The 19193-nt window shown below is 62.9% G+C and carries 18 protein-coding genes and 1 tRNA gene; 3 read left to right on the plus strand and 16 right to left on the minus strand.

Annotated elements, in window-relative coordinates; all coding sequences use genetic code 11:
• Positions 1 to 2: 2 nt before the first annotated feature.
• The 7 genes from ABIB54_RS04200 to ABIB54_RS04230 form a co-directional block, all read right to left on the minus strand.
• Entirely contained in the window at positions 3 to 1517 is a 1515-nt protein-coding gene (locus tag ABIB54_RS04200) for an NAD-dependent succinate-semialdehyde dehydrogenase (RefSeq protein WP_354574287.1), read from the minus strand.
• Positions 1517 to 2455 (minus strand): NAD(P)-dependent oxidoreductase, encoded by a 939-nt coding sequence (locus tag ABIB54_RS04205; RefSeq protein WP_354574288.1) that lies wholly within the window; start codon positions 2453 to 2455, stop codon positions 1517 to 1519. Before ABIB54_RS04205 ends, ABIB54_RS04200 begins: the two co-directional genes overlap by 1 nt.
• 39 nt (positions 2456 to 2494) lie before the next feature.
• A complete protein-coding gene (fae, locus tag ABIB54_RS04210; protein WP_354574289.1) occupies positions 2495 to 3010 on the minus strand; it encodes a formaldehyde-activating enzyme in 516 nt (171 codons plus the stop codon).
• The gene (locus tag ABIB54_RS04215) at positions 3010 to 3948 is read right to left on the minus strand and encodes a glycine betaine ABC transporter substrate-binding protein (protein WP_354574290.1); all 939 of its coding nucleotides are present in this window, start codon (positions 3946 to 3948) and stop codon (positions 3010 to 3012) included. The genes fae and ABIB54_RS04215 overlap by 1 nt, the downstream gene beginning before the upstream one ends.
• Before the next feature lie 100 nt (positions 3949 to 4048).
• A complete protein-coding gene (locus tag ABIB54_RS04220; protein WP_354574291.1) occupies positions 4049 to 4831 on the minus strand; it encodes an ABC transporter permease in 783 nt (260 codons plus the stop codon).
• Positions 4828 to 5853 carry an ABC transporter ATP-binding protein gene (locus ABIB54_RS04225; protein ID WP_354574292.1) on the minus strand — a complete coding sequence of 342 codons (1026 nt, stop codon included), beginning with the start codon at positions 5851 to 5853 and terminating at the stop codon, positions 4828 to 4830. The genes ABIB54_RS04220 and ABIB54_RS04225 overlap by 4 nt, the downstream gene beginning before the upstream one ends.
• Complete coding sequence (locus ABIB54_RS04230) at positions 5846 to 6514, minus strand: ABC transporter permease (RefSeq protein WP_354574293.1); 669 nt, start codon at positions 6512 to 6514, stop codon at positions 5846 to 5848. Before ABIB54_RS04230 ends, ABIB54_RS04225 begins: the two co-directional genes overlap by 8 nt.
• Positions 6515 to 6626: 112 nt before the next feature.
• Between ABIB54_RS04230 and ABIB54_RS04235 the strand changes: the two genes are divergently transcribed.
• Positions 6627 to 7493 (plus strand): IclR family transcriptional regulator, encoded by an 867-nt coding sequence (locus ABIB54_RS04235; RefSeq protein WP_354574294.1) that lies wholly within the window; start codon positions 6627 to 6629, stop codon positions 7491 to 7493.
• Between the two features lie 38 nt (positions 7494 to 7531).
• Positions 7532 to 8605: a zinc-binding dehydrogenase gene (locus ABIB54_RS04240; protein WP_354574295.1), complete on the plus strand. Its 1074-nt coding sequence runs from the start codon at positions 7532 to 7534 to the stop codon at positions 8603 to 8605.
• Positions 8606 to 8766: 161 nt separating this feature from the next.
• Here the strand turns inward: ABIB54_RS04240 and ABIB54_RS04245 are convergent, their stop codons facing one another.
• The 3 genes from ABIB54_RS04245 to ABIB54_RS04255 all read right to left on the minus strand — a co-directional run bounded on the left by ABIB54_RS04245 (position 8767) and on the right by ABIB54_RS04255 (position 14053).
• A complete protein-coding gene (locus tag ABIB54_RS04245; protein ID WP_354574296.1) occupies positions 8767 to 11232 on the minus strand; it encodes an SIR2 family protein in 2466 nt (821 codons plus the stop codon).
• Positions 11233 to 11382: 150 nt separating this feature from the next.
• A complete protein-coding gene (locus ABIB54_RS04250) occupies positions 11383 to 12603 on the minus strand; it encodes a Fic family protein (protein ID WP_354574297.1) in 1221 nt (406 codons plus the stop codon).
• 544 nt (positions 12604 to 13147) lie between these two features.
• Positions 13148 to 14053: a nuclease-related domain-containing protein gene (locus ABIB54_RS04255; RefSeq protein WP_354574298.1), complete on the minus strand. Its 906-nt coding sequence runs from the start codon at positions 14051 to 14053 to the stop codon at positions 13148 to 13150.
• Between the two features lie 252 nt (positions 14054 to 14305).
• Here ABIB54_RS04255 and ABIB54_RS04260 point away from each other — a divergent pair, with 252 nt between their 5' ends.
• Complete coding sequence (locus ABIB54_RS04260; protein WP_354574299.1) at positions 14306 to 15400, plus strand: type I restriction endonuclease; 1095 nt, start codon at positions 14306 to 14308, stop codon at positions 15398 to 15400.
• 138 nt (positions 15401 to 15538) lie between these two features.
• Here the strand turns inward: ABIB54_RS04260 and ABIB54_RS04265 are convergent.
• The 6 genes from ABIB54_RS04265 to ABIB54_RS04290 form a co-directional block, all read right to left on the minus strand.
• Positions 15539 to 15610: transfer RNA gene (locus ABIB54_RS04265), tRNA-Arg, on the minus strand.
• Positions 15611 to 15655: 45 nt separating this feature from the next.
• Positions 15656 to 16240: a hypothetical protein gene (locus ABIB54_RS04270; RefSeq protein ID WP_354574300.1), complete on the minus strand. Its 585-nt coding sequence runs from the start codon at positions 16238 to 16240 to the stop codon at positions 15656 to 15658.
• Positions 16237 to 16791, minus strand: coding sequence for an RNA polymerase sigma factor (locus tag ABIB54_RS04275; protein WP_354574301.1), 555 nt, complete (start codon positions 16789 to 16791; stop codon positions 16237 to 16239). The genes ABIB54_RS04270 and ABIB54_RS04275 overlap by 4 nt, the downstream gene beginning before the upstream one ends.
• A gap of 69 nt (positions 16792 to 16860) precedes the next feature.
• Complete coding sequence (locus ABIB54_RS04280; protein WP_354574302.1) at positions 16861 to 17433, minus strand: prolipoprotein diacylglyceryl transferase; 573 nt, start codon at positions 17431 to 17433, stop codon at positions 16861 to 16863.
• Positions 17434 to 17630: 197 nt separating this feature from the next.
• A complete protein-coding gene (locus tag ABIB54_RS04285; RefSeq protein WP_185201554.1) occupies positions 17631 to 18125 on the minus strand; it encodes an HNH endonuclease in 495 nt (164 codons plus the stop codon).
• Between the two features lie 340 nt (positions 18126 to 18465).
• Positions 18466 to 19158 carry an iron-dependent transcriptional repressor DtxR gene (locus tag ABIB54_RS04290; RefSeq protein WP_354574303.1) on the minus strand — a complete coding sequence of 231 codons (693 nt, stop codon included), beginning with the start codon at positions 19156 to 19158 and terminating at the stop codon, positions 18466 to 18468.
• Positions 19159 to 19193 lie beyond the last annotated feature (35 nt).

Here is a 19193-nt window from a genome sequence, read left to right on the forward strand (position 1 = left end):
ACTCAATCGTCCTCGGTGTCGGAAGTCGAAACGAAGGGGTCGGCAATGCCGACGTAGCGGGTCTCAAGGTACTCGTCGATGCCCTCGAAGCCACCCTCGCGGCCGAGCCCGGACTGCTTGACGCCGCCGAACGGCGCGGCCGGGTTGGAGACGACGCCGGCGTTGATGCCGAGCATTCCCGTGTCGAGTTCCTCGGCCAGACGCAGCGCACGGTTGAGGTCGGCGGTGAAGGCGAAGCAGACGAGCCCGAAGGGGGTGTCGTTCGCGAGCGTGATCGCTTCTGCTTCGGTGCGGAAAGTGGTGATGGGCGCGACAGGTCCGAAGATCTCCTCGTCGAGGATGCGCGCGCCCGCGGGCACCCCCGTCAGGACTGTCGGCTGGTAGAAGTATCCGGGGCCGGGGATGCTCGACCCTCCGAGCGCGACGTGGGCACCGTCTTCGATTGCGCCGGCGACGAGCGACGACACCTTCTCTCGGGTCGCCTCGTCGACGAGCGGCCCAACCGTCGACTGCGGTTCGGTGCCGCGGGCGGCCGAGAATCCGGCCATCCGCTCGACGAAAGCGGTGGTGAACTCTTCGGCAACCGACTCGTGGACGAGGAACCGGTTGGCGGCGACGCACGCCTCTCCCCCGTTGCGCATCTTGGCGAGGATGCCGCCGGCGACGGCGGCCGGGATGTCCGCATCCTCGAACACGATGAACGGCGCGTTCCCACCGAGCTCCATCGAGACGCGCAGCACCTGCTCGGCCGAGTCGGCGATCAGTCGTCGACCCACCTCGGTCGAACCGGTGAACGACAGCTTGCGCAGCCGCGGGTCTTTGATCAGCGGGGCGGTGACTTTGCCTGCGCTGGTGGTCGGAATCAGGTTGAGCACCCCCGGCGGAAGGCCGGCCTCCTCGAACACCTGCGTCAGCAGCAGTGCGGTGAGCGGTGTGAGTGCGGCAGGCTTCAGTACCATCGTGCACCCGGCCGCGATGGCCGGAGCGATCTTGCGCGTGGCCATCGCGAGCGGGAAGTTCCACGGCGTGATGAAGAGGCACGGCCCGACCGGTCGCTTCACGACGAGGAGGCGGTTGGCGCCGTCCGGGGCAGTCGAATAGCGGCCGGAGATGCGGGGCGCTTCCTCAGAGAACCACCGCAGGAACTCCGCGCCGTAGGCGACCTCGCCTCGCGACTCGGCGAGCGGCTTACCCATCTCGAGCGTCATCGTCAACGCAAACTCGTCGGCGCGGGCGGTGACCAGGTCGAAGGCGCGCCGAAGGATCTCCGCACGAACGCGGGGCGGGGTCTTCGCCCATCCGCGCTGAGCCCGGTGCGCGGCATCCAGCGCTGCTTGCCCGTCCTCCGGGCTGGCGTCGGCCACCTCGGCCAGCGTCTCACCTGTCGATGGATCGGTGACCGTGAAGGTGCGGCCGGATGAGGCAGCTCGCCACTGGCCGTCGATGTAGAGGTCGGTTCGGATTCGGCCAAGCAGCTGCTGCTCGTCGGCCGCGGTAACGGTGATCGCGGTCGTCATCAGGCCACCGCCTCTTCGTCGACCGGCGCCAAACGCAGCGGCGAGCCGACCATGTCTTCGTACAGCCGGAACGGCGTCATCTCGCCGGCCCGGTCGCCGTGGATGTTCCGTGCCCGGCGGAATACCTGCTCGACCATCGCCGACAGCTCGACCGAGACGCCGACCGAGCGCGCCAGATCTACCGACAGCCCGAGATCCTTGCAAGCGAGGGCAAGCGCGAACCCTTCGTCGTAGTCTCCGTTCTCGAGGATGGAGAGCACGTCGTGCTCCACGAAGTTGCTGTTCGCGGGGCTGGCGACCAGTGCGTTCCTCAGCACAGCCAGGTCGACTCCCGCCGATACCCCAACCGCCATCACTTCGGCCGTAGCAACGAGGTGCGAGAACCAGAGCTGGTTGATCATGAGCTTCACCGCGTAGCCTGCGCCGTGCGAGCCGACGTGCAGGATGCGCTCGGGGTCACCCATCGCTTCGAACACCGGGCGCAGCCGCTCGACATCGTCAGCGTCACCCCCGATGAAGATCTGCAGCCTCCCGCTCGCCGCCCCGACCGACATTCCGCTCACCGGCGCGTCGAGGATGTGCAGCCCACGCGAGGAGGCGGAGGCGCGAACCGTGTTCGCTACCTCGGGCACCGAGGTCGACATATCGATCCATGTCCCACCGTCGGCAATCCCCTCGAGCACGCCACCCTGGCCCGACACCGCATCGGCCACATGTCGCGGCGTGGGCAGCATCGTGATCACCAGATCGCTCTTCGTCGCAACCTCGGCGGCCGTGTCGGCCCACGTCGCTCCCCCGGCGATCAGGTGCTCCGCAGATTCGGGCCGTAGATCGTTGACCACCAGCGGGTAGCCCGCCTGCTGAAGGTTGCGGGTCATCCCGGCACCCATGCTGCCGAGTCCGATGAATCCCACCGTCGGCAATCCTTGTGTTGTCATGTTCATTCTTTCGTGAGGCATTCGGTCGAGTTGTCGGCCCTATTCCGGGGCTGTGTAGAAAGGGTTGGCTGGCCGGTGACGCGCCTCGAGGATGCGGTCCAGCGTCGGCTCGCCCGTAGCCCCGTTCCGCAGCGCGGTGGCGGTCGCCAACCGGTTGTTGCGGTACACCGCGTCGGCGTCGTCAGCGCCGGGGTTCACCCAGACGGCCGCGATGAGCGCGGCCGTCTCGGTGAAGGACTCGGGAATGACCCCGTCGGCCACCGCATCCGCAACCCCGGCCGCCACTCCGGCCTGCGCCGGGCCCCAGATCATATTCCCGTGCACGTCGCCGACGGGCGCCGACTTGGTCACGAACAGAGTCATGGGTTTGACGGGCAGGGATGGCTGAAGGATCGCGACGAACGGCACGTGTCCGGCACTCGGGGAGGCAAGAGCTGTAGCCCAAGCGACGCCGGTCGGACCGCCACGGTCACCGAGCACGGTGTTGATGTGCGCGGCATTCACACCCTCTCCCACGAAGCTCTCGCCAATCTGCGGTGCGGTGGCCTCCGACATCAGATGAGGCCCTTGCTCTTCAGGAACTCCTCCGCGACCTTCGCCGGATCACGGCCGTCGACATCGACCTGCGAATTCAGCTTCTGCATCTCCTCAGTGGTGAGCAATGGCGAAAGCTTCGCCATGATGCTCGAGATCGCAGGGTACTTCTTGAGGAGAGAATCCTGCATCGAGAATGCACCCTGATAGACCGGGAAGAACTTCTTGTCGTCCTTCATCACGGTCAGCTTGAGTGCCTGGATGCGACCATCGGTCTGGAAGACTTCGCCGAAGTTGCAGTCCTGGCCCTTCTGCGTCGCGGTGTAGATCAGGCCGGTGTCGAGAAGTTTGACGTTCGAGTCGGGAACGGTTATGCCATAGGCCTTCTTGAGGCCGGGCCAACCGTCGTCACGGGTGGAGAACTCGCTTTCGATGCAGAACGTCTGGTCCGCCTGCGGGAGCTTCGCGACATCGCTCAAGCTCTTCACACCCAACTTCGCTGCCTTCGACGACAGAACGGCGAATGCATAGGTGTTGTTCAGCGGTGCCGGGTCCAGCCAGGCGATGCCTTTGGCTGCGTCTGCCTTTTTCACCGCGTCGAACTGGGCCTGAGGGTCGGTGATCGGCTTGGTGTTGCCCTGATAGGTGATCCAGGCCGTTCCGGTGTACTCCCAATAGCCCACGAATTGGTTGTTCACGAGCGCCTGTCGCACATTCGATGATCCGACCAGCTTCGTGTTCGCCTTCACGTTCGCACCGTGCGCGTTGAGCAGGTCGGTGGTGAGATGAGAAAGGATGTACTGCTCCGAGAAGTCCTTCGAGCCGATATCGCCGGTCAGGCCCTTCAGCTCCGTGCCCTTGCCGCCTGATGCGGCGCCGCCGGAGCCGGCGCATCCGCTGAACAGCAAGACGGCCGCCGCAGCGATCGCCACCACCGAGAGATGTTTCTTCGTGATCATGGATTTCCTTCTTTCGTGATGTTCGCGGGGCACGACAACGGACCGCCGCGAGACGGGTGATGCAGAGGTGTGATTGTGGTGCGGTTGTGCTGTTCGGTTTTCAGAGCCCGCGGGGGCGGGCAATGTCTTCGACGATCCCGGCTAGCCAGTCGATGAGGATGGCGATGGCCGCCACCAGCACTGATCCGACGAGCAGCACGGGAAAGCGCTGAAGCTTGAGGCCGTTGACGATCATGTCGCCGAGGCCGCCCGCGTTGATGAAGGTCGCCACCGTCGCGACGCCCACAGCGAAGACCAGCGAAGTGCGCAGGCCAGCGAAGATGGTGGGTGTCGCGAGCGGGAGTTCGATCTGCCGCAACACCTGGCCGGGCGTCATGCCCATCCCCCGCGCTGCTTCTCTCGCATCAGGGCTCACCTGCGCGAGGCCGATCATCGTGTTTCGAAGCGTCGGGAGAAACGAGTAGGCCACGAGAGCGACGAGCGCCGTCGCGAATCCGGTCTGCCAGACGATCGCGAGGAGGATCACCACACCGACGGCGGGTGTCGCCTGCCCGATGTTGCCGACGACGAGCACGATGCTCCGGAACACTTTCGAACGCACGCGGTGAACGAGGATGCCCGCCGGGATCGCAAGCACGGCGACGAGCGCAGAAGCCACGATAGTCAAGACAAGGTGCTCACGAATGCGCGCAGCGATGTAGACGGGGTTCAGCGTGCGCTGTTCGATCGAGTCGAGCTGCAGGCTCGACACCCACAAGAATGTCGAAAGCAGTAAGAGTGCGACGAGTACCGGCGCCGCAGAGCGCCGGACGATCACCGATCTTCGGTCCTTGGCGCGAGAGTCCAGTGCGGCGTTCACCTCCACCGGCATCGTTGTTGTCATTCTCGGGCCCCGAGTTTCGACGGTCCCCCGAGGAGATTCGAGATGGAGGCATGGTCGAGGGACCCCATCGGCACTCCCGCCCGATCGACGACGTTGATCGCCTCGCTACCGGTCAGCACCAAGAGGTCGAGCGCATCCCGCATCGACAGATCCGAAGGGATGGAGGGGAGACCATCAACAGCAGGTTTGAGTCTCGCATCCGTCACGGGGATGAGCGTGAGCCGCTTTATCGCCGCGCCCTGCCCGATGAAGGACGCGACGTACTCATTGGCCGGTGCCGCAAGAATCCGGGCGGGCGTGTCGAATTGTTCTATCTTGCTGCGCTCACTCATCACCGCGATGCGATCGCCGAGTCGAATGGCCTCTTCGAAGTCGTGGGTGACGAAGATGATCGTCTTGCCGAGCTCGGCCTGCAGCCGCAGGAACTCCGCTTGCAGCTTCTCGCGCGTGATCGGATCAGTGGCGCCGAAGGGCTCATCCATCAGCATCACGGGCGGGTTCGCAGCGAGCGCCCGAGCGACACCGGCCCGCTGCTGCTGGCCACCAGAGAGTTGCTTGGGATACCGCTTGGCAAACAAGTCGGGGTCCAACTGCACGGTGCGAAGCAGCTCGTCGACGCGTTCGGCCACCTTGTCCTTCGACCAACCCAGCATCTTCGGCACGGTACCGACGTTCTCCGCGATAGTCCGGTGCGGAAAAAGCCCGATCTGCTGGATCACGTAGCCGATGTGACGTCTCAACGCGTTCGGGTCGAGCGACAGCACGTCCTTTCCGTCGATCCGGATGCTGCCGGACGAGGGTTCGATGATCCGATTGATCATCTTCATCGTCGTCGTCTTCCCGCAGCCACTCGGCCCGACGAACACGACGAGTTCGCCCGGTTCGATTCTCATCGAGAAGTTCTCGACGGCCGCACCAGATTGCCCTGGGTAGACCTTGGTGACGGCATCGAGCTCGATGCTCACACCGCCCGACTGCTGCGAGATCGCGGTGAGAAATCCGGTATTTGTGATGTCAGACACGTAGACCCCTCGAGGTTGTATAGCGGGTGATGAGGATGAACGCGCCGTCGACGACGAGCGCGAGGATGATGATCAGGACCGTTCCGGTCAGCGCGTAGTTGATCGCGTTGCGAGACCCGACCGAAGACAGCCCCGTGAAGATGTATTGCCCGAGACCGGGCCCCGCCACATAGGCGGCAATTGCGGCAATTCCGATGGTGAGCTGCGCCGCCACCCGCACGCCCGTGATGATGACCGGCCACGCGATGGGCAGTTGCGTCGTGAGCATCACCTTCGTGCGGCTCATACCCATCCCGCGAGCGGACTCGAGCACGTCTGCCGGCACTTCGCGCAGCCCGACGACGGTGTTCCGGATGATCGGAAGCAGCGAGTAGAAGACGAGTGCGACGATCGTCGGTCCCCAGCCCAAACCGAGCAGGGGCGACAGGAGCGCAAGGAGCGCAAGTGACGGGATGGTGATTGCGATACCCGCCGCCGCGAGTGCCGTGGCTCGCGGTATGGGCTTATTCCACACCACGACGCCGATAGCCACGCCGACGATCAACGCGATCATCAGCGAGAGCGCGACGACCGAGATGTGCTGAACAGTGAGATCGAATATCTCGCTCCACCGGTCGTTGAGAAACAGCGCGAGATTATCGAAGCTGAAGCCAGTGTCCATGAACCATCCCCTCTCTTCGTTGAGTGGGCTCAATGGACTAACCATAAAGCTAGGCGATGACACTTTGCCAAGAGGTGTTGTTGATATGGCAACCACCGGTTACTGTATGCAAATGGCTAAGGCAGTGGAACCGAGGCGGAACACGTCGGGGTTGACCAGGGATGTCGAGATCCTCGAGCTGTTGGGTGGGGCGGAAGCGGCACAGAATCACGGTCTCGGAGTCGTTCGGGTGTCGCAACTCACCGGGCGGGACAAGGCCGCCGTATCGCGATCGCTGGCGACGTTGGCGGATGCTGGGCTGCTCGATCGGGACGAGACCACACTGACGTATCGGCTTGGCTCGCGGTTGTATGCGCTCGCGGCTCGAACCACGGAGAGTCGCCTCGCGTCTCAGGCGCGTTCGCACTTGCGGCAGGTCGCGCTCTCAACCCGCGAAACGACCCACCTCTGTGTGCTGCGCGGCGGAAACGTGCTGACGATTCTGAGCGAGCTCAGTCCCCATGAGTTCCGCACGACGGGATGGGAGGGCGTGACGACCGCGGCCTGGCGGACGCCCTCCGGGCGCGTGCTGCTGAGCGACTGGGACCGCATTTCCCTCGCCCGCTGGTACGACGAGCATGGGCGCGACCTGCCCATCGTCGGGCCCACTGACCCCGTCATGGCCGGAGCCGGCTTCTCGGTGTTGCCTGTTCCTCCAGAAGACAAGGCAATCGTGAACGATTTCGAGAGCCTGTGTGAGGAGCTGTCCCGGATTCGTTCGCGAGGATTCGCGACCTTGGATGAGGAGCTGGAATTGGGAGTCGTCGGTGCGTCGGCCCCGGTGCGGGACCTCAATGGGCGGATTGTCGCGGCGATCAATGTGAGCGCACCAAAGGGGCGGATCGGTGAACGCCTGGAAAACCTCGGGCACTATGTGGCCGCCGCCGCGGAGGACCTGTCCCGCAAGCTCGGCGCCACAACGCACAGTGCCGAATTGTGACGAGAGCCCTCGGTGATTCACCCGCCGAGAAACGCGGCATGAGAGTGCGAGAAACGATGAGAGCGATCCGCATCCACGGCGCCGAGGATGTGCGGCTCGAGACGGTCGATCGCCCGTGCGCGACCCCAGGCTCGGTCCTCATCCGGAACGCCTTCGCCGGTATCTGCGGGACGGACCTTCACCTGTTCTTCGCGCCAGAGTCGTTCGGCAGCGATTTCCATCAGCCGGCTCCGCTCACCGGCGCGACCTGGCCGCAGATCCTCGGCCATGAGTTCTCCGGCACCGTCGCCGAGGTCGGGGCCGGCGTGAGATCCGTCGCTGTCGGCGACAACGTCGCCGTCTTCCCGTACAACTGGTGTGGAAAGTGCCAGCCCTGCCTGGCGGGACAGACCACGGGTTGCGAGTTGATGGCGTTCGAGGGTATCCAAGGCCGCTCTGGTGGAATGGCGGAGTTCTCCTCCGTGGCTGCCGAGCAGTGCTTCGTACTGCCTCGCTCGGTCGACCTCACCCTCGGAGCACTCGTCGAGCCGATGGCTGTCGCGTGGCACAGCGTCGCGGTCGCGCAACTCGAATCCTCCGAGTGTGTTCTCGTTGTTGGCGGTGGCCCCATCGGTCTCGGCGCCTGTTACGCGGCCCGCGCCCGCGGCATCGAGATGGTCATCTTCTCCGAGCCGAGTAGATCTCGCCGCGAACTTCTGCACACACTCGGCGTCGCTCACGTCATAGACCCGACCTCCGAGGACCTGCCCGAGCGCGTTCGATCCCTCACTCGCGGACGCGGCGTCGATGCCGTCATCGACGCGGCCGGTTCGACGGCCGCCTTCCCTGACGCCATGCGCTGCCTCGCCGTCAACGGCCGAATGGTAGTCGTGGCCGTCTACGAGAAGCCCTATCAGCTCACGCGCAACCAGCTCTCAGCTGGTCGCACGATCCGAAACTCCGAGGTCTACTCCCCTGACGACTATCGCGATGTCATCGAAGCGATGTCTGACGGCCTCTACGACTCCGCGATGTCGTGGATCGACATCGTCGAACTCGAGCACGTCGAGGAGGCCATTCGCGAGCTCGGCGCCGGGCGCGGAATGAAGACGCTGGTCCGCAGCTCGCGTTAGTCGCACGTCTAAGGTGCCCCTGGAGGGACTCGAACTCTAATTCCGCCCTAGATATGGTCGCGATTTCGGGCAAAACCCCCGGGATTTCGGTGATTTTGGATTACCACGGCACTACAGGTTGTGGTCCAATTTTCGTCAAGTGTGGGCAAAATGTGGGCAAGCTACTCCGCGATCAAACTGGCATCAAGCGTCCCGGCAGCGTCTTCTAATTCGATCGCGCTCACACCATCCCAGGGAGTCTCGAAACGTCGCAAAGAGTCTTGGAGTTCGCGACGCCGCTGCTGGATTTGTGGATCTCCGTTAACCACTTCGTACTCGATTAGGTACTCGATCGCGTCGTCTGCGGCGCGAAAGTCGCCGAATCGACGAGCAAGAGCTAGACCGATTTGTCCAAGCGTTACGTAGCTATAAAGATCACGTCCATACTTGTCAATGCACCGCCGAATAATGTTTTCGGCGTCCAAGAGCATTGCCTTGCGATCGGATTCCTCGACCTGCTTCATCCCTTCCGCCTTCCTCAGCCCAACTTGACCCTTGTACCGCATAAGCACCGGGTCTTGGCCGACAGCCCTTTCCGACGAAAGGATCTCCTGGGTCGCTTCCGGGAGCAGATCTTTGTCAAGGTAGAGCCGCACCAGCCGCCGTCGAGGAGTCTTGTGGGCGGGGATCGTGTTAATCAGCCGCCGATAGAGGCTGACCTGAGTGTCGAAATTGGTAATCCGCTGGATGCCGCCCTCTTCGGTGGCAATGGCGATCGCGGTTTCGAGTTCAAGGCGAACTGACGGGTTCAACCCATCGATCAAGTTCAGCAGGAGTTGCTCCAATTCCGCTTGGTCAGCGAACTTTAGCTTTGCGATAATCGACGCGATCACGTCGTGGCGGGTTTGCCACCCGTAGATCCCCTGTCGCGTATCGATTACTTGTTCAAATACGATTCCCTCGAGTTGCCCGAGCAGACTGTCGAGTCCCGTGGCGCTTATGCCGAGGACCCGCATGATGAGTTGACGATGTACATGACCGCCCAAAGCCTGGACAGCAGCAACGTAGCGATAGACATCTTGCGGTTCAGGCGCGAGCGAAAAATACTCCTGCAGCAAGATGTCGTCCAGGCTGTCATTCGCAAATATGTTCTTGAGACACACGAACATCTCGGCACTGCACTTGTCCCGAAGACGCGAGACTCGTTCGGCGCGGCCCAGTGCGAGGAAGCTCTGTTCGACAAGGGCTTTGATTTCGGGGCGTCGATCGACGAGACCTACCATTTCGTCGAGGTCACCGCGCTCGAGCACGGAAAGGCGCAGCAAGGTGCCCCGTGAGAAGAATCCCTGCGACTTCACCGAAACCTTCCATTTGGCTGCGTCCGCCGTCACCACAACGCGCAGGTGCGGGCGGTCAAGCGCGCTCAGCTTGTCGACTAGACGGTTCACCTGCGCTAGGTGCCTCGAACAGTCGTCCACAAGAAGGACTCCCTCGGAACCCGAAAGCCGCAGACGGCTTTCGACCCCGAGCCAAGAATCAACCGAAAAAGCTTGGTCCGATTGGTGCTCCCAACATGCGAGCCCCCGATCGGATAGTGCCAGCATCAAAGCTCTGGCAAGGCTCGTCTTGCCCACCCCACGCGCTCCTTCAAGCACGATGAAGAATCCGCGCGCCCCCTTGAAGGCCTCCTCCAGCCGGTATTGAGCTACTCGCGAAATGGTGAATCCGCCTCGAACATCGGCGTAAGTGGCCGGTGCCCCGTTAAACAACCTCGCGACATTGGGCGTCAGGCCGGCAGCGTGATGAACATCGATGGTCGACAGAACAAGCTCGGACGTCAGGATTCCCGCGTCGGTCGACGTCGAATAGGCGACTGATTGGGCAGTCTTGCCTGCTCGCATGAGCGCTCTAAGGAGATCGTCCAGTGCCCCGTGCACCACTTCAATTCCGAGGCGTGTGTACAGTTCGGCCCTGTCTGCCGAGTAATCGTGAACCATGAGAAAGACACGAGTCGCGACCCCTTGAGGCCTCAGCCCTACAACTCGTTTGGCTAGGTCCTTTAAATGCCTGTCGCTGAGAGACTGGCCGACAATGACGGTGTCGCTCGTGAACATGTCCTGAACGAGCGAGTTAAAAAGAGTTTGACGGTATTGCTCAAAGTCGTCGTAGTCGCTCTCGGTAATGAGCATTCGGCTCTTGTGGCCGTCCGCCACATCTTGAGTAACGCAACCATGAATCTTGTAAAGGGGGGTCCGTCCATCGCGGGGATGAGTAACATCGAAGTTTGACCGATACACCTCAAGACCTCGAGCTTTGGCCTGATATGCCTGTTCGACAAGGGTGTCGAAGTTCGTCGTATAGATGGAAAGCCAGTCAAAATCTGGAAGCGCCAAGAGGCCGGCGGTCGGCGCTATCCCTTCAAGGGTCTTTCTGACGGCAGCCACAAGAGCAGCGCGACCTTTTCGGTTTTCAACGATTTGTCCGATTTCCGCGAGGTCATCACCTTCTGGCTCCGGCGATAGCAGCTTTGCAATTGTGCGTGCAAGTTGGGATCCACTAGGGCCGCCCGACGGAATAGAGGCGCCAGCGCCGAATAACAGTGTCGTTCGTGATGGAACTACCGCATTCGCCAAATCGTCTACGTTCATCGCATCAAGCTATCGTTCTTTCGATGGCCACCTGCGTCCACCGCGCTCTTTGAAGAGCGCACAACGCCCTTCCTGCTGTCGCCCGTGTCGGAAAGCTAAGTCGCAGCTGCCCAACTCTCGATTTCTGACCAGATTGGGCGCTGGTTTCACTCAACCTGCCCGACGGCGCTTCGCCCTGGCAGCGAACTCGTCCAGGGCGATGAGCACCTCCCGCGCCTCGTAGGCGCGATTGCGCTCGGCGGATCCGATCTTGTGCAGGATGCCATCCTCGACCAGACGATCGATTCCGCCCTGCGCGTTGCGGGCACTGATCCCGAGCGCATCGGAGGCGAGCTTCGCGTCGATGATCGGCTGCCGCTGCAGCACATCCAACAGGCGGCGCCCGGCGCTTCCCGCGCGTGCGGACGCGATCCGCTCCCAGCCGGCGCGGACATCCGTCAGGTCCGCGACCAGGTGTCGCCCGTTCACGACGGCCGCCAGCGACGCCTCCGCCAGCCCGCGGATGATCGGGGCGACATCCCCTGACCGATAGGCCGTCAGGGCGTCGAAGTAGCCCCCGGTGTCTCGAAGCAGCCCGGCCGAGACCGGCACGGTCACGTTTCGGGTCACCCCCGACCGGTGCAGCATCGCCTGGATGAGCGCGCGGCCGGTGCGGCCGTTGCCGTCGGGAAACGGATGCACCGTCTCGAACTGGGCGTGCGCGATCGCGATCTGGGCGAAGGCAGGCAGGTCCAAGCGTGTCGCGAAGGCGACGAGGTCCTCCATGAGGGCGGCTACCCGCTCGTGGTGGGGCGGGACGAAGGAGGCCGTGTGCGGGCTGTTCGCGTATCCCCCGCCGATCCAGACCTGCTGCTCGCGCCATCCGCCCGTGTGCTCGGGCTGGTCGTCACGCAGGATCTCGGCCTGCATGGCGATGATGCTCGAGGCATCCAGCTCGTTTGCCATGTCGATCGCCGCCTCCATCGCGCGGACGTTCCCGACGATGGCGCGGGAGTTCGTGCCGCCTCCTCGTCCGAGTTCGGCCAGCGCGATGTTCTTCGCGGTCGCGGTCAGCTGCTCGATCTCGGAGCTCGCGGCGCTTTCGCTTCGCAGCAGGATGGCCGAGAATGGCGCCGCGACCGCGCCCACCTCGCCGTCGAATCGCCCCAGCGCCGAGACAGAATCCTCGGCGGCGGCGGCGGTTTCATCGTCGAGGTGCGGAAGCGGCAGGCTCGCGATGAACGGCGGGACGGCCGCTTCGTACGGTCCGCGCGCCTTGAGGGCAGCGCGCCGCGACTGCCCCTCGTCTGCGGCGCTTCGCCACGGGAGCTCCTCGAATGTGATCGCGGGCCAGCCCGGAGCCGCCTCGCTGGTCGCATCAGGTATCCGCATGCCATCAGCTTACAGATAGTTGTTGTCGTAAGTATTGGTAAGCGCTGCCCTTGTTGTCGGTTGGGCTGCCCGTCAGGGGTGTGATGGAACTGGCACCTACCTACCGCGAGACCATTTCCGGACCTTCGCGAGTTGTGCGATCTTGGGCCGGCCGAAGAAGGGCAGTTCGCGCTGACCAACGGCGAATACCAAAATGGGGCTCCATCGGCTTCTTCCCCTCTCGTCCCGCCAGTTCACATGCGGTACTAGACACGCATTATCGGGAATAGATGTTATCGCCGTCCTCGGGATGGTTCGCGTCATGAACATTCCGCGCACAACAAGAGCGGAATCTGTGCAGGTGACGCTCATCCGAAAGCCGCGCAGGCCGAGAACGACACCCGCGATCAGGGTGGGCGCAATGAGCCAAGTTGGATAGGCGGACACAAACGCAAGCCCACCCAGGACCAGGATGGGGGCTGCGTATGCAATCCGGTTAATTGGGTGCGGATACAGGGTCACTCCGCAATCATCCCGTTTGGGTCGCTCGAAGTCGGTCGAATATTCAATGGTGTCCGGCTGCTTGCATGGCCGGAAGTACACCGACATAGAAGATCAATAGCGCGACGCCCAGCACGATCAGTTTGACCAGTGCCTCCCCTGTTGATGACTTCTTAGCCCTTCGACGGCTACCGGATCCAGACCGACGCGGAGATGCCGCTGATCGCGACGGGGTGCGCCAAGGCGCCCTGGCCGGGGCGGAGGCTCTTGCCGCGTTGTTCGTGTTGGAACCAGCTGCAGCAGAGAGGGCGGCCTGCGCGTCCCGCGCCATGATCGCGTTGAACTGGATAGCCACGGAAGACCCATCCAACTCAGTGCGCGGATTGTCGTGCCAGGTCTCGGGTTTGATCGCTGCCCTCACAATCTGGGCGACCTGCTCCGTGCTGAAGACCGGACGGCCGCAAAGGATGTCCAGAAGTTCTGCGTCGGACACAACCCTGACGCCGCCCTCAGGCTCGGCCTTGACGGTACGCACCCCTGGGCTTAGCAGCACAATGACAGGAGAAATGGGAACGGTCAGATCAGAAGCGGCCGAGAGTCGCTTCTCTGCTGCGGTGGCCTCATCGATCGCGGCATAGATATAGCGCGTGGTCTTCCCGGAGACGAATAGCCCGTGACCCCCGATCCACACCTCCTGACCCGAGTGGTTCTTGGTGTTGATCGTAAAGACGCCGGGCGGCCCGATGACGACATGATCGATGTCCGTGTCACCGTTCCCGATCGGAACTGAGTGAAGCACTGTCCACTCCGGTCCAAGCAAACTGAGAAGTCCCGCCACCGCAATCTCGCCGAGGGCACCGACGTACCAGGGGCGCGATTGTCCGCTCGGTGTCTCCTGGCCAGCTGAATGGAGCTGGAGCGTGCGCTGCATTAAAGACTGAGCAGGAACGCGCGCGCGCAGATCTGACATCGTTTCCCCCGGTCACGCCGCCCCCTGCGACCTTTCGAAGCTAGCCGAGTCCGCGAGCGTATGACAGGGGCGAGCGGGTATCCAGCTACCCCAGTTCGGGAAGTGGGGCCGCTCCAATGTGCGTATGGAGCAATCGGCCACCGTCATTGCTTGCGGCCAATGGTTCGACGGACGGCACGCAGTCGTGGTGCGGACGACATTCCGTCATCTTCTCGATACTGTTTTGTTAGGAATGTTCACAATGGAGGAATCGTGGAATTTGAAGAGCTGCTCACAGCAATGGCGCTAAAGGTGAAGAACCAGCGTGAGGCCATCCAAACGGAGGAGGCCACAAAGAACGCCTTCGTGATGCCCTTCATTTCCAACATCCTTGGCTACGACGTGTTCAATCCGCTCGAGGTGGTCCCGGAGTTCACAGCCGACGTCGGAATCAAGAAGGGCGAGAAGATCGACTACGCCATCATGCGAGACGGCGAAGTGCAGATGCTCATTGAATGCAAGAAGTCGAGCGAGCCATTGAAGATTGAGAACGCGTCGCAGCTCTACCGCTACTTCGCCGTGACGAACGCCCGCATCGCGGTTCTAACGAATGGTGAGACCTACCAGTTCTACACGGACCTCGATGCCCCCAACCGCATGGACGACAAACCGTTCCTCGTGCTGGACCTCCTCGACATTGACGAGTCGCTGATCCCCGAACTTCGCAAACTCACCAAAGACGTGTTCGACCTCGACTCGATCATCAACGCCGCTGGGGAGCTCAAGTACATCGGCCAGATCAAGCGCACCATTGCTGCGCAGTTCAAGGAGCCAGAAGACGAGTGGATCCGTTTCTTCACCACTCGGGTTTACGACGGTACATTCACCCAGCGCGTTCGCGTGCAGTTCACAACCCTGGTCACCAAGGCGACGAAGCAGTTCCTCAACGATCAAGTCAACGACCGGTTGAAAGTGGCTCTCGGTGGCAACAACTTCTCGGCAGTCGAATCCGGCGCGCAAGAGGAGGCCGTGACCAGTCACGTTGCCGTGCAGGAGGATCTCGATCGCGACACTGAGATCGAGACCACCCCCGAAGAGCTCGAGGGCTACCAGATCATCAAGGCGATCGCGTGCAGCGAAGTGAAGCCGCAGCGGGTGGTGCATCGCGACTCGAAGTCCTACTTCGCTATCCTCCTGGATGACAACAACCGGAAGCCCATCGCCCGACTCCACTTCAACGGCAAGGCTAAGAAGTATCTGGGGCTGTTCGACGCCGACAAGGTCGAAACGCGCCACGAAATCGACTCGCTGGACGACATCTACCAGTACGCCTCCAGCATCCGTGAGGCGGTCAAGCTTCTCGCTTGAGCGCCGGATCGATCCGGTGCCCCAGGGTAAGTGCCCCTGAAAAGATCGACCGGAGCGAGGTGAGTGAAACCGCACCTACCGACGAGTTCGGGATTAGAAATAGGCCTCTGACCAGCTATTTAGTTGGTGGATTCGAGGTGCCCCTGGAGGGACTCGAACCCCCAACCGTTTCCTTAGGACGGAACTGCTCTTCCATTGAGCTACAGAGGCTGGCGGATCGAGTTTAGTCGGGTAGGTTGCAGCCTGCCTGTCTCGTCACGGAGCGTGCGGCCGCGCCGGGGGCGTGTGCTCTGTGGTGAGACCCTTCGCGGGAGGTGCGACGGGTGCTGCAGTCGCGTGCGGATTCGCCGGCACGACGGTCGCCCTCGGCGGCGACGACGGCGCGTTGGTGGATTTTGTTTCGGGCACCGACTTCGTCGTGGTGCTCGTACCCTGCCCATGCGAATCGGACGATTGGGTCGAGGGAACAGGACCGTCCTGGTGGGACGGCACTCCGGAGGGTGCCGACTTGGCGCCCGAATCTGGCGCAACGGCGTGGATGACCGCCTCGATCACGTTTTGGGCTGCGTGGCGCACCTCCGGGACCGCGGCCGCGGCAGCGGTGGCACCCATGCCCAACGACGCAACAACAGCCGCAATGATGATCGGCGTGCGATGCCGCGCGCGAAAGCTGCGCTGCTGCACTCCGGTCGTCAGCACCATGAGAGCGAGCACCTCGGCAGAGGGCTCTGGAGCGTCGCCGGCTCCGAGCGCCTCGATCTCGCCGAGCAACGCTCGAAGATTAGCCTGGTCGTCAAACCCCGACTGCGAAAGCAGGTCGTCGATGGAAGCGTTTGTCATGATGTACCCGCCGAATTCATCGTCAATTGGGTTCGAAGGACACCGAGCGCGCGTCTCTGGAGTTGCTTCACCGCGCCGGTGGACCTACCCATGATCTGGGCGGTGGCTTCAAGAGAGAGGTCGGCGATGATTCTCAATGCGAGCACCTCCCGATAGTCGTCTGGCAGAGAGTGAAGGAGGATCTCCACGTCTGAGTGGGATGCCAGTGCGACATCCTCGGCCGAATGTGTTGTGCGCCGGTCGCTCTCCGGGTCGTATTCCGAGAGGCTCGGGGACGCGCTGCGTCGCCGATGATGATCGACGACACGCGCGTGGGCAATGCTGAACAGAAGCGAACGAAGGCCTTCTGCCCCACCGCTGATGTCGGCCAGCCGCGGAAAGAGGGCGAGAAAGACATCCTGCGTGACCGCTTCGGGATCGTCGAGTCCTTGGGATCGCAAGTAGCCTCTGACAGCCGCTGCGTGCTGACGATAGGCGACGGTGAAGAGCAGACGCGCGTCGGGATTCGAATCACCGCTTCCTACCACCGTTCTCCTTACGGTCGCTTGCACGGCCGCAGATCACGCCGACCCACCGAAAAGGCGCCTGTTACCAGACGACCCTTCGGCTCCATGCAGATGTTACGGGCGACCGGACTTCTTGTGGTTCGCACCCGTCGCCGCGTGGCTGGGCTGCGCCGGAACGGCCGGGGCCACTGCGCTGTGCGAAGTGGAGTCCTCTGACTCGGGAGCGGATGACGTGTCCCCTGCCTCGGGCGTCGACGACGAGTCGTTTGCCCGATGTGAGGCCGCCTTTCCGGGAGCGACAACCGTGTCACAGTACGAGGCGATGTTCTCGGCCCCCGACGCCGCGGTGACCAACGAACCATACGCGGTCGACTTCGCGGCGAGGCCTCCATGGGTGAAGGCGGTGCAGAGCCCGAACGCGGCCGCGCCGGTGGCATCCGGACCGGTCGGTGACGAGGTGGAGGAGACGGGCGTGGGTGCATCCGTTGAATCGACGGTCTCGGTGCTCGGGACAGTTGCGGACTCCGTGGGGTCCGGCGTCGCGCTGGCGGTGTGGACGATGCCCTGCGAAGCCTCGGGCAGGTGAGCGGTGACGGCGACTGCTGCGGTTCCGCCGGCAGCAACGACCGCAACGCCGAGCGCCCCGAGGGCGATCTTGCTGCTGATCAGCGCGGTGATGAAAGACATATCCGAATCCCTTACTCTTGCGACAGTGCGGCCCCCACAAAATTCTGAGCCCTCGAATCTGTAATCGTTCGCGCCGTCGAAAAGGTTACGGATGGCGACGAAACGGCAGGGGCTCGAAACGGCGCGGCTCGATACGACAGCGGCTCGATACGACAGGGGCTCGATACGGCGGCAGATGACCTCCTCGCCCAGCGGGACTACGCCGCGGGCAGGAACTCTTCCCACTCGGCCTCAGCACGCTCGACCCCGCGCACCAGCCAGGCCGTGCCGTGGGGCGGCTTCGGGCGCACGCGCAGGGTCCAGTTCATCTCGGCTGGCGTGCGGTCGCCCTTCACGTTGTTGCACTTCAGGCAGCACGCCACGAGGTTCTCCCAGCTGTCGGCACCCCCACGCGAGCGCGGCAGTACGTGGTCGATCGTGTTGGCGGCTCCCCCGCAGTATCCGCAGCGCTGTCCATCGCGACGCAGCACACCGCGACGCGACACCGGAATCAGTCGGCTATTCGGGATGCGCACGTAGCGTGTCAACAAGATGACAGATGGGCGATCGTAGGAACCGGATGCCGCCCAGACCGGATGCCCGGCATCCGCCGCGACGATCGTCGCCTTCTGGTTCATCACGAGCACCAGCGCTCGCTTGAACGACACAACGGCGAGGGGCTCGAAGCCCGCATTGAGGACCAGCGTGCGCATTGTCATCCTTTCAAAATGCCTGGACGGCTTCCAGGCAGATCGATGCACCGTGCGTTCTGGGCGTCGTGGTCGAACGCGGGCAGCAGGCGGTTTCGGGCAAACAAAAAGGCACTGTCAGTGAGACAGTGCCTGATGATTACCCGCGTGGAAGCCCACCCGTTGCTGACAGCAGGGCCGTATGAAAAAGTACGCGCGCGCATCCACGGATTGGATGGCTCGTGACTGTGACATCGGGCTCTTTTCGAAAACGACTCTCAGAAGTGCAAGAAACCCAGCGTAACCCAGAAAATACGCGCAATCGAAGGCACGGCACGCGCCGAAACGAAGCGTTAACGCGTTGTTAGATTCCCACGTAGACGTGGATGGCGACCTCGGTGGGCAACTCGAGGCCATCCTCGTGGCCCTCCACCTGCACGAGCACGTAGGAACCGACGGCGGTGAAGCTCGCCTTCGCGCCCGGCAGCACACCGGCCGTGCGCAACTGCTCGAGCAGTTCCACCTCGTACTGCACCGGCTCACCGAGGCGACGGATGACGCCCGCGATCGGTCCGACCGCACCGAGCGTGTAGTTAACAATGTTCACCACGCCGTCGGAGAACTGGCCGACCGCGTGATCGCCCAGCTCGTCGAGACCCGGGATCGGGTTGCCATACGGGGAGTGTGTGGGGTGCTCGAGAAGCTCGATGATGCGGCGCTCCACCGACTCGCTCATCACATGCTCCCAGCGACATGCTTCCTCGTGAACGAGAGCCCAGTCAAGGCCGATGACATCGGCCAGCAGGCGCTCGGCGAGGCGATGCTTGCGCATGACATGCACGGCCTTGCTGCGACCCTCCGCTGTGAGGGCCAGGTGGCGGTCGCCCTCGACGACAACGAGACCGTCGCGCTCCATGCGGCCGATCGTCTGCGAGACAGTCGGCCCGGAATGGCCGAGTCGCTCGCTGATGCGCGCGCGAAGAGGGAAGATGTTCTCTTCCTCGAGCTCGTAGATCGTGCGGAGGTACATCTCAGTGGTGTCAATGAGATCGGCCATCGTCGCCTCCTAACGCTGCTCGCTTCTCAGGTAAG

It is taken from the genome of Frigoribacterium sp. UYMn621 (assembly GCF_040549525.1).
In the GTDB taxonomy this organism is placed as follows: Bacteria; Actinomycetota; Actinomycetes; order Actinomycetales; family Microbacteriaceae; genus Lacisediminihabitans.

Bases quoted from the DNA above. Each gene is read 5' to 3' on its own strand.
- ABIB54_RS04240 (WP_354574295.1), top strand. From the start codon at position 7,532: ATGAGAGTGCGAGAAACGATGAGAGCGATCCGCATCCACGGCGCCGAG.
- ABIB54_RS04285 (WP_185201554.1), bottom strand. From the start codon at position 18,125: ATGCGCACGCTGGTCCTCAATGCGGGCTTCGAGCCCCTCGCCGTTGTG.
- ABIB54_RS04250 (WP_354574297.1), bottom strand. From the start codon at position 12,603: ATGCGGATACCTGATGCGACCAGCGAGGCGGCTCCGGGCTGGCCCGCG.
- ABIB54_RS04205 (WP_354574288.1), bottom strand. From the start codon at position 2,455: ATGACAACACAAGGATTGCCGACGGTGGGATTCATCGGACTCGGCAGC.
- ABIB54_RS04290 (WP_354574303.1), bottom strand. From the start codon at position 19,158: ATGGCCGATCTCATTGACACCACTGAGATGTACCTCCGCACGATCTAC.
- ABIB54_RS04280 (WP_354574302.1), bottom strand. From the start codon at position 17,433: ATGTCTTTCATCACCGCGCTGATCAGCAGCAAGATCGCCCTCGGGGCG.
- ABIB54_RS04245 (WP_354574296.1), bottom strand. From the start codon at position 11,232: ATGAACGTAGACGATTTGGCGAATGCGGTAGTTCCATCACGAACGACA.
- ABIB54_RS04220 (WP_354574291.1), bottom strand. From the start codon at position 4,831: ATGACAACAACGATGCCGGTGGAGGTGAACGCCGCACTGGACTCTCGC.
- ABIB54_RS04230 (WP_354574293.1), bottom strand. From the start codon at position 6,514: ATGGACACTGGCTTCAGCTTCGATAATCTCGCGCTGTTTCTCAACGAC.
- ABIB54_RS04270 (WP_354574300.1), bottom strand. From the start codon at position 16,240: ATGACAAACGCTTCCATCGACGACCTGCTTTCGCAGTCGGGGTTTGAC.
- fae (WP_354574289.1), bottom strand. From the start codon at position 3,010: ATGTCGGAGGCCACCGCACCGCAGATTGGCGAGAGCTTCGTGGGAGAG.
- ABIB54_RS04215 (WP_354574290.1), bottom strand. From the start codon at position 3,948: ATGATCACGAAGAAACATCTCTCGGTGGTGGCGATCGCTGCGGCGGCC.
- ABIB54_RS04200 (WP_354574287.1), bottom strand. From the start codon at position 1,517: ATGACGACCGCGATCACCGTTACCGCGGCCGACGAGCAGCAGCTGCTT.
- ABIB54_RS04255 (WP_354574298.1), bottom strand. From the start codon at position 14,053: ATGTCAGATCTGCGCGCGCGCGTTCCTGCTCAGTCTTTAATGCAGCGC.
- ABIB54_RS04235 (WP_354574294.1), top strand. From the start codon at position 6,627: ATGGCTAAGGCAGTGGAACCGAGGCGGAACACGTCGGGGTTGACCAGG.